Annotated in this window: 14 protein-coding genes; 1 reads left to right on the plus strand and 13 read right to left on the minus strand. The window is 59.6% G+C overall.

Going from position 1 to position 15,974, the window contains the following annotated elements:
* Position 1: 1 nt before the first annotated feature.
* From nrfD to BM152_RS13970, 4 genes are all read right to left on the minus strand, one after another.
* Positions 2 to 1,135 carry an NrfD/PsrC family molybdoenzyme membrane anchor subunit gene (nrfD, locus tag BM152_RS13955; RefSeq protein WP_066598706.1) on the minus strand — a complete coding sequence of 378 codons (1,134 nt, stop codon included), beginning with the start codon at positions 1,133 to 1,135 and terminating at the stop codon, positions 2 to 4.
* Entirely contained in the window at positions 1,135 to 1,878 is a 744-nt protein-coding gene (gene dsrO, locus BM152_RS13960) for a sulfate reduction electron transfer complex DsrMKJOP subunit DsrO (protein ID WP_066598708.1), read from the minus strand. The genes nrfD and dsrO overlap by 1 nt, the downstream gene beginning before the upstream one ends.
* 93 nt (positions 1,879 to 1,971) lie before the next feature.
* A complete protein-coding gene (locus BM152_RS13965; protein WP_066598710.1) occupies positions 1,972 to 2,589 on the minus strand; it encodes a response regulator transcription factor in 618 nt (205 codons plus the stop codon).
* Complete coding sequence (locus BM152_RS13970) at positions 2,579 to 4,369, minus strand: sensor histidine kinase (protein ID WP_066598711.1); 1,791 nt, start codon at positions 4,367 to 4,369, stop codon at positions 2,579 to 2,581. The genes BM152_RS13965 and BM152_RS13970 overlap by 11 nt, the downstream gene beginning before the upstream one ends.
* 347 nt (positions 4,370 to 4,716) lie before the next feature.
* Here BM152_RS13970 and BM152_RS13975 point away from each other — a divergent pair, with 347 nt between their 5' ends.
* On the plus strand, positions 4,717 to 5,403 hold the full coding sequence (locus tag BM152_RS13975) for a fumarylacetoacetate hydrolase family protein (protein WP_066598716.1): 687 nt from the start codon (positions 4,717 to 4,719) through the stop codon (positions 5,401 to 5,403).
* Positions 5,404 to 5,439: 36 nt separating this feature from the next.
* Here BM152_RS13975 and BM152_RS13980 read toward each other — a convergent pair whose 3' ends face one another.
* The 9 genes from BM152_RS13980 to BM152_RS14020 form a co-directional block, all read right to left on the minus strand.
* Positions 5,440 to 6,141, minus strand: coding sequence for a FadR/GntR family transcriptional regulator (locus BM152_RS13980; RefSeq protein ID WP_066598719.1), 702 nt, complete (start codon positions 6,139 to 6,141; stop codon positions 5,440 to 5,442).
* A 69-nt stretch (positions 6,142 to 6,210) separates the two neighbouring features.
* Positions 6,211 to 7,731 carry a tripartite tricarboxylate transporter permease gene (locus tag BM152_RS13985; protein ID WP_066598721.1) on the minus strand — a complete coding sequence of 507 codons (1,521 nt, stop codon included), beginning with the start codon at positions 7,729 to 7,731 and terminating at the stop codon, positions 6,211 to 6,213.
* Positions 7,732 to 7,734: 3 nt separating this feature from the next.
* Complete coding sequence (locus BM152_RS13990; RefSeq protein WP_066598723.1) at positions 7,735 to 8,184, minus strand: tripartite tricarboxylate transporter TctB family protein; 450 nt, start codon at positions 8,182 to 8,184, stop codon at positions 7,735 to 7,737.
* A 139-nt stretch (positions 8,185 to 8,323) separates the two neighbouring features.
* Positions 8,324 to 9,289: a Bug family tripartite tricarboxylate transporter substrate binding protein gene (locus BM152_RS13995; protein WP_066598725.1), complete on the minus strand. Its 966-nt coding sequence runs from the start codon at positions 9,287 to 9,289 to the stop codon at positions 8,324 to 8,326.
* Positions 9,290 to 9,921: 632 nt separating this feature from the next.
* The gene (locus BM152_RS14000; RefSeq protein ID WP_066598726.1) at positions 9,922 to 11,442 is read right to left on the minus strand and encodes an aldehyde dehydrogenase (NADP(+)); all 1,521 of its coding nucleotides are present in this window, start codon (positions 11,440 to 11,442) and stop codon (positions 9,922 to 9,924) included.
* 3 nt (positions 11,443 to 11,445) lie between these two features.
* Entirely contained in the window at positions 11,446 to 12,171 is a 726-nt protein-coding gene (locus tag BM152_RS14005) for a ribonuclease activity regulator RraA (protein WP_066598728.1), read from the minus strand.
* A gap of 417 nt (positions 12,172 to 12,588) precedes the next feature.
* Entirely contained in the window at positions 12,589 to 13,869 is a 1,281-nt protein-coding gene (locus tag BM152_RS14010) for a TRAP transporter large permease (protein WP_066598729.1), read from the minus strand.
* A 3-nt stretch (positions 13,870 to 13,872) separates the two neighbouring features.
* Entirely contained in the window at positions 13,873 to 14,496 is a 624-nt protein-coding gene (locus BM152_RS14015; RefSeq protein WP_231730453.1) for a TRAP transporter small permease, read from the minus strand.
* Positions 14,493 to 15,506 carry a TRAP transporter substrate-binding protein gene (locus BM152_RS14020; protein WP_066598731.1) on the minus strand — a complete coding sequence of 338 codons (1,014 nt, stop codon included), beginning with the start codon at positions 15,504 to 15,506 and terminating at the stop codon, positions 14,493 to 14,495. The genes BM152_RS14015 and BM152_RS14020 overlap by 4 nt, the downstream gene beginning before the upstream one ends.
* Positions 15,507 to 15,974: the final 468 nt, after the last annotated feature.

Consider the following 15,974-nt stretch of genomic DNA (forward strand, 5'->3'; position numbering starts at 1 on the left):
GTTATATCTCCTGAGTGCGGGCAGGTTTGGACTGTGTTTGGCCAAAGGATTGACCGGAGGCTGGCGGGGTGGCGTCGGTCCACGGCAGGAAGGTCGTGTAGACGATCATCAGGAAAACCCAGAGGCCGAAGGTTCCGATCACCCCCATCAGACCGCCCAGACCGCTGGGCATGAGCGCGTCATAGAGGCCGGAGCCGACTTTCGGCACGGCTTGGCCGCCCATGAACACAGTCCAGCGGAACATCCATGCGGCGTGAATGGCGATCAGGCCCGTAATCCAGCCCGTGCTTTGCGGCAGGGTGAGTGCGAGGACAAAGGGGATGGCGATGGAGGCCGCGCCCCACAGGGCGATCTGTTTCCAGACGGAAAAGCCTGCGACAGAGGCCAGCGCCTCGCTATGCACCGGCGAGATGCCGGAGAGCGCGACCGCGAACCATGCGACGCCGAGCGCGCCGACAGTGGCCAGCGCAATCGCCAGCCGACGGTTTATCGTGGCTTCAAGCCCTGCGTCACGGTTGAGCAGGCGTTCCAGCACCAGCATCACGCCCAAGGCTCCGACCACACCGGTGGCGGCGAATTGCAGCGGCAGGAAAGGTGTGTTCCACAGCGGACGGGCGCGCACGACCATCACTTCCATGCCTGTATAGGTCAGGATACCCAAGGCCGCGACACCGGCCAGCATGCCGAGCGGACGGGCAAAACCATTGGCCGCGCCGCCCAGCGAGAACAGCCGGAACAACCATGCAAAGCGCCAGTCGTCCTGCCCCATCCGGTAGAATTCGGGACGGTGCAGCGACCACGCGAACAACAGCATCAGCACGACATAAGACGGCACGATCCACGCGCCCCATGCCATCCACGAGCTTTTATGGGTGTAGACAAAGAATTCCCAGAAACGGAAAGGCTGGTGCAAATCCGCCAGAAGCGCAATCGGGGCGGTGATCCCCGTGGTCACGGCGACCATAAGCGCCAGCCGCGCCGCACGCAGATCTGTGTGACGCCCGAACACAAAGGCCGGCAGCGCCATCAGAAGTGCGGTCACTGAAATCGCGATGAGAAAGAAATACTGGACCGCCCACGGCTGCCACGCCGCATCATGGACCGCCCCGACGAGTTCTTGAACTTGGGTTTCCATCACAGGCCCTCCCCGTGCGCATGAGCTTGACCGGTCATCTCCGGATGATAGGCGGAGTCACCGGCCACCCGACCATCGAGCACATCGTCGAGGCCGATATAGTAGACGTTGGGATTGGTGTGCATCTCGGGCCGCAGCACCGAGACTTCGTTCTCGCGCAGCATGATCGACACTTCGCTGTCGGGATCGTTGAGATCACCAAAGTTCCGCGCACCCCCGACACAGGTCTCGACACAGGCGGGCAACAGCCCGTGCTGCGTGCGGTGGAAACAGAAGGTGCATTTGTCCGCCACCTGCGTTTCGTGGTTGATGAACCGCGCGTCATAAGGGCAGGCCTGCACACAATAGGCACAGCCGACGCATTTCGAGGCATCCACAAGAACCTCGCCATTCTCGGCCTTAAACGTGGCCTCCACCGGACAGACCGGCAGACAGGGCGGATCGTCACAATGGTTGCAAAGCCGCGGCAGCATGACCATCGCGGGGTCCTGCCCGTCTTTCACAAGTTCATAAACCGAAACATGGGTGCGGAAAGCGTCTTCCGGCACGGCGTTTTCCATGATGCAGGCAACGGTGCAGGCCTGACAGCCGATACATTTTCTGAGGTCCACCACCATACCCCAATGCGGGACGTGGCTCTCTTCGGCAGCCTCGGCGGATTGGCTTGCGCCCGCGACAGAAGCCGCGGCACCGATGGTCACCTGTCCGATCGCTCCGAGAAATCCGCGACGTGTCGTGTCCATTTGGCTGATCCTTTCATTCTGATCAGCCACAGGATATGCCCCCGCGCTCCGGCGCGGTATTGGCGGAAACCCGAAGGTGTTAGGGGAAAACCCCTAAATCTCCGCCCATCCCGCCGCGACAAGCTGCCGCACAAGGTCGGCGGTGGAACCGGCCCCCATCTTTTCCATCACATTGTGACGGTGGATTTCCACGGTTTTCGGGCTGATGCCCAACTCGGTGGCAATCTGTTTGTTCTGAAGGCCGCGGGCGACGGCGCGGGCGACCTCTGCCTCACGCGCGGTCAGACTGTTGGTCTTCTCGCGCAGGCTGGCCGTCTTGCGCGCCTCTCTGGCGCGTTCCCGACTGGCGGCGAGCGCATCCTTGATCCGGTCCACCAAGGCCATGCCGTCCACCGGTTTTTCGAAAAAGTCGATGGCCCCTGCCCGCATCGCCCGCACCGCCATCGGCACATCGCCATGTCCCGTGATCATGATGACCGGCAGCGGACAGTTGCGCCGTTTCAATTCGTCGAGAAGCTCCAGCCCCGTCATCTCCGGCATCCGCACATCAGCGAGGATACAGCCCTCGGCCTGATCTCCGATCATGCCCAGAAGCGCGGCAGCGGAGGCATGTTCCCTGATCTCCAGCCCGAGCGAGGAGAGCAGAAACCCCAGCCCCTCGCGCGCGGCGCGGTCGTCATCAACAATATGAATGATGCCTTCACAACTCATCCTGATCTCCTGCGGGCAGCCAGATCACGACCCGAAGCCCCCGCCCGTCTTCGGGCTGTTCGGCACGCATCCAGCCTTCGTGGGCTTCGACAATCGAACGCGACAGAGCAAGGCCAAGACCGACCCCCTCCGGCTTTGTTGTATAAAAGGCTTCGGCAAAATGTTCCATCGCTTGCGGCGTCATACCATGCCCGTGATCGCGCACGGAGAGGCACAGCCCCGCCCCGCGCGAAGGATCGTCATGGCGGGCCGCACGGATAATGAGGCCTCGCTCTTGCGGCGGGGTCTCCCCCATTGCGTCGATGGCATTTTGCACGAGGTTGAGAATGACCTGCTGCAACTGCACCCGATCCGCCATGACCGGCGGCAAGTCGTCAGCCAGCGCGAGATCGACCGACACCCCCGCCCTGTTGGTGGAGGCGGCATAGATTGCGGCGCTGTCTTCGAGCAGGGCCGCTATGTCCACAGGTGCCCGCTGGCTCTCGCGTTTGCGCACGAAGGCGCGGATGCGTTTGACCACCAGAGCAGCGCGCTCCGCCTGTCCGGCCATTTCCTCGGAGGCGCGTTTCATGTCCTCTTCGGAGAACCGCCCCGCCTTGATCCGCAACAGACAGCCCTGCGCATAATTGGAAATCGCGCTGAGCGGCTGGTTGAGTTCATGGGCAATAGAACTGGCCATTTCGCCCAGAATGGAAAGCCGCGCCACATGTTCAAGCTCGCGCAGGTGCTGGCGGTCGGCGGCCTCTGCGCGTTGGCGTTCGATCATTTCGTCCTTGAGATGGGCATTGGCCTCGTCCAGCGCCCGCGTGCGGCGGCGCACCAAGGTTTCGATCCGCACCGAATAAAGCGCCCAGAACATCAGGGCGGCGGCGAACACGATCAGCCATTCGCGGTAATCGGCGATGAATTCCTGCACTGAAACCGGACCGGTGCGCGCATAGGGGCCGATCTGAAGCTCGCGCATCAGCTCATGCACCGGCTGGTAGTCCAGAGGCACGGTCCAGAGGTTGCCCGTCTCCATCTGCAACAGCGCGACGGCGACCTGTTTGGCCAGTTCCGGTGTGGTCTGTGGCGCTTTGGCGAAGGGCCAGCCGGGATAGATCGCGCTGGAGGTGGCGCATTGCGTGGTCGCGCTAGCCTCCGGATTGAGGGCAAAAGCAGTCAAGGCCCCGAAGCGGTCGGGGTCGCTTGTCTGCAAGTCCTCCAGCATACAGCTGCGCAATACGCCCGCATCCGCGCGGCCTGCTAGCACGGCCTCCGCGACCTGTTGCATCGGATAGCCTGTGGTCACAAGCTCGACCTGCGCGGGCAGACGTGTGTCCACCTTTTGCATCTCCGACCAGATGACCTGAAACCCGCCGAAAGCCTCAGGCGCGACTATGGCGAGGCGCTTGCCCGCAAGCTCCGTCAGCCGCTCCATCCCGCTTCGGGCAATAACTGTTGAGGCTACGGGCAGGTCACTTTGAGCAGTGGCAATCCGGCTGATCCCGTGGTCGTGTTCGAGCACGGCGTAATTGCCCGGATTGGTGATGACGAAATCCAGTCGGTGCTCCGCCAAACCCGTGTCGAGCGCGTAGAGGTCCAGTCCTTCGATGCGGAAGTCGTAGTCCGGCAAGGCGCGGTTCAGGGCGTCTTGGGTCGGTTGCCATTGGTCGAGCGAATGTTCTGTATGCCAATAGTCCAGAACCCCGATCCGCACGATGTCGCGCGCCTGAGCGGCAGTGGTTGCAAGACCAAGCGCGACAAGAGGGCCGAGGAGCCTGAGCAGGCGGGTTTTCATCTTTCTTGCGATCCTTACGGTTCTCTCTTGTTTGCGGACGTAGAGGGCGGGCCTATCGGACCGGTTATATCTGTCAGGGAATGTGCCCGACAGGGGTCCGACAGATATCCGACACAACTCCGACACGCGGGCAGGCCCCCGTCATGCGTCTCTGTCGCAAGCTATGCGTTTCCATTGAGAAGGTCGAGAGAGGCGTGAATTTCTCGCGGCTTTCAGTGCGGTGAAAGCAAAAGCCGTTGACCTCTCCCCCCGTCTTGCGACAAGTCTAAAGCCAGAGTCAAACCGCGTGCCTTCGCAGATTTGCGAGGGGGTCATGCGCGTAAGCTATGAGAGAAAAAGGAAAATCCATGCCGGACTTGGTCATCACGCCCCCCGCCCCCGTTCTCGCCCCGATCACGGGTTCGACGGCGCGTTTCCCCGTCCGGCGGGTCTATTGCATCGGCCGGAACTACGCCGCCCATGCCATTGAAATGGGCCATGACCCCGATCGCGAACCGCCGTTCTTTTTCCAGAAAAACCCCGACAATCTCGACTTTTCCGGCGAGTTCCCCTACCCCCCCATGACCTCCGACGTGCATCACGAAATCGAAATGGTCGTCGCCCTCGGTCGGGGCGGAAAGAACATTCCTGTGGAGGCGGCTCTGGATCATGTCTGGGGCTATGCTGTGGGGCTGGATATGACGCGGCGCGATTTGCAGGGGCAGGCCAAGAAGATGGGGCGTCCTTGGGAGATCGGCAAGGCATTCGAACATTCTGCGCCTATGGGGTCGATCTGTCCGGCCAGTGAAATCGGCCACCCGTCAAAAGGGCGCGTGTCGCTCTTGGTAAACGGGGTGTTGCGGCAGGAGGGGAATCTGGACCAGCTGATCTGGAAAGTGCCGGAAATGATCTCCTACCTGTCGGACTATTTCACCTTGTCCGCTGGAGATCTTATTATGACTGGCACACCGTCAGGCGTTGGTCCGGTCGAACGCGGCGATGTCATGGAGGCCGCAGTCGAAGGCGTCGGGGAGCTGCGGGTCACAGTGTCCTAAGTCATTTATCTAAATATCAAAACTGTCTCAAAATGCTCAGTTGTCCTGCGTCCCTACGAACATCCGGTCTTTTGCGGCGGTGATGTGATAGCGCATGGTGGCGGAAGCGACCTCTGGCTGGCGCTTGCGGATGGCATCGAGCACATCGCGGTGCTCGGCCAGAACAAGTTCCTGCCGCGTGGGCGTGTCCAGAAGCGTCAGGGAGCGTGACAGTTTGACGCCAAAGGCGATCTGTTCGCCAAGGGATTCCAGTACGGAGGAAAAGAACGGGTTTTTCGAGGCTCGCGCCACTGCGAGGTGGAGCCTCTGGTCCGCATCCACGGCCAGTTCGTTTTCCTGATAGGCGCGTTCCATGACGCGGTAGGCCTCTTCCATCGCGGCGAGGTCGTCATCGTCGCGGCGCTCGGCGGCCCATGCGGCGGCGGCCCCTTCCACGTCAATCCGGAACTCGTAACAACGCTGCACATCGGAGATCGATTCCAGAGGCACAAAGCTGATCAACTGGCGATCCGGACGCCGCAAGACATAGCTGCCGGAGCCGCGACGGGATTGAACGATCCCGTCATCACGGAGCCGCGACAGCGCCGCGCGCACGATCGGGCGGGATACGCCAAAACTCTGGGCCAGCACATCTTCTGCCGGAAGCCGGCTATGCACCGGATATTCCTCTTCGAGAATTTTGACCAACAATTGGTCATAGACCTGATCGGCCAGTGAGGGACGCCGTGTCTCGGACACTTTAATCTCCTTCGTTCAATATCGTCGCCGGACCCGTTTGCACCACAGGTCCGGCGTGTCAGTGGTCCTCTATGCTTCGACGGCCGGATTTCGGGCCGGTTTGCGAATGACCAGAAAGTAGACGAACACAAGAGTTAGCAGCACAAAGAACAGGCTGTCCATATTTGTCACAAAAGTCGTCGGGTCACCATTGGAAAGCGCCAGCGACCGCCGCAGGAATTCTTCGAGGTTCGGCCCGAGGATATATCCCAGCAACATGGTGATGACAGGGAAGCCGTTGCGCCGCAGGTAGAAGGCCAGCACCCCCATCGCCAGAGCCATGAACATCTGGAAGGTCGAGTAGGTCGCCACATAGCTGCCGACAATCGCCAGAAGCGCGATCACCGCGTAGAGGACATCTTTGCGGATGGACACGATCTTGATGAAATACGGCCCGATCAGATAGAGCGTCAGCGGGATGAGGAAGACGGCACTGAACAGCAGCGCGGCCAGCATCGGTGCAATCAGACCGGCTTGATCTGCCATAAGCTGCGGACCCGGCTGGATGCCGTTGATGACAAGCACGCCTAGCATGATCGCGGTGATCGGATCGCCCGGAATACCGAAGGTCAGCATCGGCACCATCGCCCCGCCACAGACCGCATTGTTGGCACTTTCCGAGGCGACAATGCCCTTCGGATTGCCTTTGCCGAACGTCTCCGGTTCGTCAGAGGTGCGCACGGTTTCTGTATAGGCCAGAAAAGAGCCCATCGACCCACCGGCCCCCGGCAATGTGCCGACGAAATAGCCGATCAGGCAGGATTTGAAGTAGCAGACAAAGCCGATTTTGCGAATGTCCGACCACGGCGGGATAAAGTCCCGACGCCGGATTTTCACCTTGTCGGCGGCGGCTTTCGTGGCCAGCTCGTCTCCGGGGGCAAAGGCCTGCATCAGGACTTCGGCAATGGCGAATGTCCCGATGATGACAGGCATCAGCGCGATACCGGCGGTGAGGTTGCTGTTGCCATAGGTGAAGCGCGTGATCGGCTCCATTGCATCCAGACCGACCGTTGCCAGCATCAACCCGATACAGGCCGCCAGACCGGCTTTCGCAACCTGTCCGCGCTGTGCAATCACTACAACGATAAGCGCAAAGGCCAGCAGGGAGAACTTACCCGTAGTTTTCACCAGTAGGGACAGTTCCGCAACAAAGGGTGCGACCGCGATCAGGAGCAAAGCCCCCACAGCACCACCGAACATGGAACCCAAAGCCGCATGGCCGAGCGCCAGCGCGCCTTTGCCTTGTTGCTGCATCGGGTAGCCGTCCAGCGCGGTCATCATCGAAGATGGCGCGCCGGGAATGTTGATCGTGGTGGCCGTGATGCTACCGCCACACATACCGGCCATATAGATACTGGCACAGGCCATCAGCGCGGTTTCGACATTGAGCGAATAGGTCAGCGGCAAAAGCAGGGCCATCGCCAGCGTCGCCGTCAGGCCCGGAATGGCGGCAAAGATCGTGCCGATCACAAAGCCCAACACGACATAGGTCATGTTGAACGGATCAAGCAGTAGAGAAAAGCTGCCGAAGACTTGAAAAATAAAATCCATGGTTCACCCCCACAGGGTCGGGAGCCGGACCCCGAACAGTTTCTGGAACATGACATAGCAGATTGCGACAATCGCTGCCGAAATCACTGCCTTCACTACGAGCTTCTCCACAGAGGAGAAAATCACGATCAAGGCAAAGACGAACAGGCCGGAAGAGATGAAATACCCCACCGTCCGGAAGGCCATAATATAGACGAATATGGCCGCAATCACCCAGAGATGGGTGTAGACTCGCGGTGCGTCGGATGCGGTTTTTCCGGATGTTTCCCGTCGGTTCTGCACGATGAGAATGGTGGAAAAAAGGATTGCCGCCGCCCCTACGAGAATGGGAAAGAACGAAGGGGTCAAACCGCTTTCTGCGACGGGTGCGCCGAGGCTCATGGCCGAGACAAGATATCCGACAGACACGGCAAGAATGAGAAAGAGAAAGGAGTTTTGCCTGTTTAAGAACATCGTTTTCTCCCGATGTGGGGTGGGGCTTGAGCAAACGCACGGCGTCTGCGAGTCAACTGCGGCTTTTACGGAGCCTTTGAGAGGTCATGCCCCCGACGCGGCATGGAACACCGGCCGGAGACATGTGTAGCCTGACAGATTACAGGTTCAGGTCGTCCATCAGGGAGAAGGTTTTCTCCTGAAGCGCATCCACCCAGCCGTTCACCTCGTCAGAGCCGAGCCAATCGGGGGTCACGCCAACCTGAGCGAGCCAGCTTTGGAACTCTTCGCTGTCATAGGCGGTTTTGAAGGCGCTTTCGATCACTTCAACGGCCTCGTCGGGCGTGCCCTTAGGTGCGGCCAGAACGATGAAGCTGCCGGTTTGCAGATCATAGCCCTTAGAGCTGATCGTCGGCACATCGGTGTAGGTCATGTTCTGCACGGAAGTCAGTTCGATCACGCCTTTGGCGTCGCCGGACTCGATGATGCCGCTGAAATCGCCGAGGCTGGAAATCGCCGCATCCAGTTCACCGGAGAGAAGCGCTTCGGCTTCGGCGCTGGACGAACCGGCATAGGTGATCACGTTGAAGTCGACATCCAGCAGACTTTCAAGCTGGTAAGCCGAAAGATAGGGGCCGGAGCCCTTCGGAGCCACGCCGACGCGCACTTTGCCGGGGTTGGCTTTGGCCTTTTCGACCAGCTCTTCAAAGGTGTTGATGCCGGAATGTTTCGAGACGACAATGGCATCGGCTTCGCTGGTTATGCGGGCGATCAGCTTCATGTTTTCCAGACCATAGCCCGGAACCATTTGGCCGCGCGGCAAGGTGATGACACTGTCATAGGTCAGAACACCGAGCGTGTGCCCATCGGGGCGCGCGCTTGTCATCTGGACCAGACCTGTTGCCGTCACCGCGCCTGCGATGTTTTCGACATAGATCGATTTGGGCAGGTCCTGCTCGGCAATGTTGCTGATCTTGCGCGAAATCGCATCAGCGCCGCCGCCAGCGGGCCACGGCACGATCAGGCGAATGTCGCGGGTCGGGAAATCGGCCGCAGCAACGGATGTTCCGACAATACAGGCGCCGAGCGCCAGCTTGAGTGTGTTTTTCAGGCCTTTGGAAAACATATATCTGTTCCTCCTATCACAGATGATGCCGACGCGATGCGTCTGGCGGGTGACCTGATCCGGCGGCGGCAGAGTGGCGTATCGCGCCAGTCATTTGCATATGGGATCAGGGTGGTCATGTTGCGCAGATGCAAAGTCTGAAACCGTTTCGACCTCACATGAGCTTTAGAAATTGGACGGGATATGGCGTTGAACTGCGCCGGTCTCCTGTCAGATGCATGCAACCGTGGTGCACCTCATGCCCGCGCAGGCGCGAGCACTCAAATCCTCCCTCTTTTCGAGCCGAAGCTCTCCCTCTTAACACATGCGCCCGAAGGTGCCTGTGAACCTTGATTTACTCTACAAGACTGATTTTACAAATCAACGAAAAAGTTTACCTATTTTTACGAATTTGCCACATTCGAAGCGTATTTATTTACGAAAATCCCTTAAATTTGGTGAATTAGGCGATCTTCGCGGTTTAGTTGCAAAAATATGTAAATGGCCTTTGGTGCGATTCTCGCGATCTTGATGCGCTCGTGAGTTGCCCTCTTATGCGCGGTCAGCGGCCTGTAAGGAAGCCTTGGCGCAATAAAGAGGTCCGCCATCACGATAGAGTGTAACGGCGGACCGGAGGCGGGATGCTCTGATGGTTAGACCGACAGAAGATCCTTCGGGAGAAGCGCCTCGGGGAGGTTCTGGTAGCACACGGGGCGCAGGAAGCGGCGGATCGACAATGTGCCGACCGAGGTTGCGCCGAAATTCGTGCTGGCCGGATAGGGGCCGCCGTGAACCATCGTGTCGCAGACTTCGACACCTGTCGGGAAGCCGTTGGCCAGCACCCGTCCGGCCATGCGCTCAAGGATCGGCAAAAGGTCACGGGCGAGGTCGATGTCGCCGTCATCCATTTGCAGCGTCGCGGTGAGCTGCCCTTTGAAGCTTTCGGCAATTTCCAGCATCTGTGCGGCGTCTTTCACGCGGATCACCAGACCGAGCGGGCCGAAGACCTCTTCGGCCAGAACTTCGTCCGCGAGCCAGTCGGCGGCGGAGACTTCAAAGAGATAGGGCGCAGCATCGCGGCCTTCGCAAGATGTGGTCAACAGGGATTTGACCCCTGCCCCTTCGGCCACGCGGCGAGCGCCGTTGCGATAAGCCTCCGCCATGCCATCAGTTAGCATGGTCTGTGCGCTCACAGCTTCGAGACCTGCTTTCGCAGCGGTCACAAACTGATCCGCGTCGGAGCCTTCCACCACAAGCGCAATTCCGGGGTTGGTGCAGAACTGACCAACGCCCATCGTGAGGCTTCCGGCCCAGTCCGCGCCGAGTTTTTCACCACGGTTGGCCGCCGCTTCCGGCAGGACAAACATCGGGTTGACGCTGCCAAGCTCGCCGAAGAACGGGATCGGCTCGGGCCGCGCTGCGCACAGGTTGAAGAGCGCCCGTCCGCCGCCGAGGCTGCCGGTGAAGCCCACAGCCTTGATCCGTGGATCGGTGACAAGCGCTTCGCCCACGGCACGGCTTCCGCCCTGCACAAGGCTGAAAATACCGGCGTCCATTCCGCAGGCTTTAACCGCAGCGGTGATGGCATCGGCCACGATCTCGCCCGTGCCGGGGTGCGCGCCGTGGCCTTTGACCACAACCGGACAACCTGCAGCCAGAGCCGCCGCCGTATCGCCACCGGCCACAGAGAAGGCCAAGGGGAAGTTGGACGCGCCAAACACAGCCACAGGCCCGATAGGACGCTGCATCATGCGCAGATCGGGACGCGGGAGCGGCTGGCGCTCCGGCAGGGCTTCGTCATGGCGACGGTCGAGATAGTCACCATTGCGGATATGCGTTGCAAAAAGGCGCAACTGGCCGGTCGTGCGACCGCGCTCGCCGACAAGGCGGCCTTCCGGCAGACCGGTTTCCGCGCTGCCGATTTCGGTGATCGCGTCACCACGCGCGTCGATCTCGTCGGCAATGGTCTCCAGAAGCACAGCGCGCGCTTCGCGTGTCGTGGCGGCAAATCCAGCGAATGCCTTGTGGGCTGCCACACAGGCTTGTGCCACAAGTTCTGGCGTTCCGGCCGAAAATTCAAAGGCCTGACCTGTGGCCGGAGCAGAGGAAAACTGTGTGTCGGTTGTGATTTTCTCACCTGCGATCAGGTGACATCCATGCGGTGTATAGCTCATTGTTCAGCGTCCTTCACGTTCGCGCCATGCGTTGTATTTTTCGAGATTTTCTTCATCCGTGCCCGGATAAAGCCCGATGATACCGGCGCCTTGATTGACTTGTTCCAGAACGAAATCCTCATAGGACTCCATGCCGGTACACTCTTCTGCGATCTCGTCGGCCAGATACGCGGGGATCACCATCACACCGTCACCATCGCCGAGCATCACATCTCCCGGAAACACAGCCGCGTCACCGCAGGAGATCGGCACGTTGATGTCGATCGCCTCATGCAGCGTCAGGTTGGTTGGCGCCGAGGGGCGGGCGAAATAGGCGGGCATGTCGAGTGCGGCGATGCCAGCGGCGTCACGCACCCCACCGTCGGAGACCACACCGGCCGCGCCGCGGATCTGCAGACGTGTGACAAGGATCGAACCGGCGGTGGCCGCGCGGCTATCCTTGCGCGCATCCATCACCAGCACATGACCTTCAGGGCAGGTTTCGACAGCGACGCGCTGTTTGTGGTCGCGCTCGCGGAAGACGGTGATCGGGTTGCGATCCTCGCGTGCCGGAATGTAGCGCAGGGTGAAGGCCTGACCGACCATCGTCACCGGCTTGTCCCCGATGGGCACCACGCCTTGCACAAACTGGTTGCGCAGCCCGCGTTTATAGAGCGCTGTGGCGACGGAGGCGGTGGAGACTTTCATCAGCTTCTCGCGCGTCTCGTCAGATAAAATGTAATCACTCATGATTTCTTCCCTCAGGTGCGGCCCTGCTCGGCCGGATGTGTCCTTTTCCGAGCCCGCAGGGGACTCGCATCAAAGCAATTCAATGCCGGTCTATGTCAGAGGGTCCGTTGATGATCCGCAGAAGGGCGCAGGACGCCCGTCGCACGGTTCAACACATCAGCTCCTCCCAAACTCCATCGCTGGTGTTGAGGCTATGAGTAGCCCGATTTGTTATATTTGTCCATAGTTGTTAACTTATTGGCGCGATAATTTACAATTTTTCGGGAAATTTCCCGTTATTATGATACAGAAATTACAAATATGTTGTGAAAATTCGTTGTGAAAACATGTGCAAAGCACAGGCTCGAAAGCCGTGCTTTTCACATCAGAATCAGTCTGGGAGAATGGCTGTGTCTTGCTCTGACGACAGGGCGGTGGTCAGGTTAGAAACAAGACCAGACCGGGGATCGCTGTCACCAGCGCGATGCGCAGGATGTCCATGACAACAAAAGGCAGGAGACCGCTAAAGATCGTGCCCAGTTTCACGTCGGGAACGACAGAGCGCAGCACGAAGGCGTTCATCCCTATGGGCGGTGTGATGTAAGAGATTTCCGTCACCATGACGACAAAGATGCCGAACCAGATCAGATCAATCCCGTGGGCCGCCGCAATCGGGAAAAACACCGGCACGGTCAGCATGATCATCGACAGGCTCTCCAGTACGCAGCCTAGCACCAGATAGATGCACAGGATAATCAGGATGAAGGTGAGCCGGCTTTCTCCGAAGACGGAGAGGAAATTCTGAATATCCCCCGTCATGCCCGACATATTAACGTAATTGGAAAAGGTCAGTGCGCCAAAGAGGATGAAGAACATCATCGCTGTGGTTTTCATCGTGTCATAGAGCACGCTGAGAAAGCTGGCCCATGTGAACTTGCCGGAGAGGACGACAAGCAGGAAGGCGCCCCCTGCCCCCATGCCGGCGCTTTCGGTCGGGGTGAAGACGCCGAAATAGATCCCGCCCATGACAAAGGCGAACAGGACAATCGCCCCCGCTGTGCCCTTGAGTGCGCGGATGCGGTCGAGCAGCGGCAGTTTTGGTTCTGTCGGCAGGTCGATCTTGCGCAAATGCAGCGAGAGACGCACGGCCATGGCATAGCCGATGATGCCGATCAGCCCGGGGATGAGACCGGCCAGAAAGAGTTTGCCGATGTCCTGCTGCGCCATGATGCCGTAAAACACGAGAATGACCGAGGGCGGGATGAGAATGCCGAGTGTGCCGCCCGCTGCAATCGAAGCGGTGGAAAGCTGGTCCGGATAGCCGAACTTGCGCATCGAGGGCAAAGCGATCCGCGTCATTGTTGCCGCCGTGGCCATAGACGAGCCGCAGACCGAGGAAAACGCGCCGCAGGCCACCACGGTTGCCGTGGCCAATCCTCCCTTGCGGTGCCGCAACCACGCATAGGCGGAGGTGTATAGTTCGGAGGCGATGCCCGATTGCACAACGAAATTCCCCATCAGAAGGAACAGTGGCAGAACCGAGAGGGAATAATCGCGCCCGTTGTCAAAAAACACGGACCCCAGAAGCGATAGCGCAGGCGTCCAGCCGATAATTGCTGCGACGCCGACAAGCCCCACACCCGTCAGGGCAAAGGAGATCGGCACACCGAGAAACAACATAAGGGCAAGCACCGCCATGCCAAACGGCCAGTTTTCCATCGTCTATCCTTCGGGTGTGCTTTTGTCGTGTGTGCTCTGCGCGCGATCTGTGCGCCGCCGTCCGAACAGGGCAAGCACAGGCATAATGCCGGAGACAATCGCGGTGATGATCCCGCCCGCAAAGGCACAAATTGCGCAGAAATAACCCAGCGGAGCAATCGGAATGCCCAGATTGGTGGTGGTCCCGCCATAGCCGCCGATCTGGCCCGCATAGATCCAGACCCGCCATGCCACCACGAACAGCACCACGGCAGAGAACAGACCAATCGCGAATTTGCGATAGGGCTGGATCGCATCGGGCAGTCTGTCGGTGACGAGATCAACGACCACATGATCGTCGGACAGGGACACAGCCCCCAGTCCGAGAAAGATCGTCGCGCAGAGCAGCACTTCGGTCATTTCGGCGGCCCCCTTGATCGGGGCGTTGAACAGGTAGCGGCCGATCACATCCGCGACGGTCAGTCCCATCATCGCCGTCAAAAGCAGCCCGCCGAGCGCGGCCAGCACCATCCCACCGCGTCCGAGCGCCTTGAGAGAGGCCACCGGTTCGACAGAAGAGGTGACAGGAGGTGACATGCCTGCCGCCTCCTGTGTGGTCTCGGGCCGCAGGTCTGCGGGGTGGCTCATTTGGAGATGTCCACCTTCGCGGCTTCTGCCTTGAGAGCTTCGAAAATGGCGGGGCCGTCGAGACCGGTTTCCGAGACTTCGGCAAGTTTCGCGTCAAACACGGGCTGGAGCGCCTCGGTCCACGCGGCCATTTGTTCCTCGGTCGCAGGCGTTATGGTCGTCTGACCTTCCATCGCGGCAAGACCCGCAGCATCGGCACGGTCCCACATTTCACCGGCCATCCGCGCAAGCGCTTCGCCGGTCACACTGTCAATCGCCGCTTGGTTTTCGGGGCTCAGGCTTTCCCATTTCGCCTTGTTCATGACGATATAGAAAGAGGTGTTATACAGCCCGCCCGGCACAGAGACGCCAATGGGCAGTTCGGGGATGAGTTTGAAAAAGCTCACGGATTCATAGGGGAAAAGGATACCGTCCGCGACGCCTTGGCTCAAAAGCTCGTAGGATTTCGACGATGGCCCTTCGACTGGCACGGCCCCTAAAGCGGAGACGATCTCATGAACGATCCCGCCGCCCACGCGCAATTTGGTGCCCTGCATCAGGTCCGGCGAGGTCGGGTCGGCGTCTTTGAAAAAGACTTCGCCCGGCCCGTGGCTGAAAACCGCCAGAACCTTCACATCATCATATTCGCCCGCCTCGCGCAGGGTCTCGTCAAAGATGCGCCAGTAGGCGACAGAAAGCGCCTCGGCACTGTCGGAGAGGAAGGGCAATTCGACGAGGCTGGTGGTCTTGAACCGCCCCGGATTGTAGCCCTGCACGCCAAAGGTGATGTCGGCCACACCGTTCACGGCAAAATCGAAATGCGCCGCGGGCGGTCCCAAGGGGGCGGGCAGGATGTTGGCCACCACGTCCCCACCGGTTGCTTCTTTGATCTGTTCGGTCATCGGCACGATCAACTCGGAGACCAGCGGATGTGACGGCGGAAGCCAGTTGGCCACGGTCAGAGTCGTTTCAGCCAGAGCAGAAGTGCTGAGGGCGAGCGTCAGAGCTGCGCTGTGGAGGAAATATTTCATAGACTTGGCTTTCCTGTTGTGGCCGCAAGGGGGGTGCAGAGGTCTTGCCCTGAAATGCCGGTGGAATTCCAGCATTCCGACGGAAGACAAAAGCATTTTTGCATGACCGGCCTCGCAAAGGGCAAAGTTTAGGCATTCTGCCAATGGGTGTCTCAAGAGACCGTTTCGTTAATCGCGCCTTGGGTGACGGGAAAACGACCTCTTGAGACTTCTTAGCAGCGCATAAATGAAAGATGCAACGTGTCTTGAGTTTTGTCTTGCGGTGGGAGCCCGAGGGAAAGCACCGCAAAGTTGCGCGCAGAAAGAAGAATGTTCTCCCCTGTCCCCGCGAATCTTCCCGCCTTTGGCGCGACCGTTTCGGGCGCATCGGAACAGGTGTTTCGCATTTTTCCCGTCTTTTGGGACAGGCGCGGCGCGCACAGGGGCGTTAAAGTGGCAAAGGCACCTTGAACCTTCCGGATCATTCAT

The sequence above is a fragment of the Celeribacter halophilus genome (genome assembly GCF_900114135.1).
GTDB classification, from domain to species: Bacteria; Pseudomonadota; Alphaproteobacteria; order Rhodobacterales; family Rhodobacteraceae; genus Celeribacter; species Celeribacter halophilus.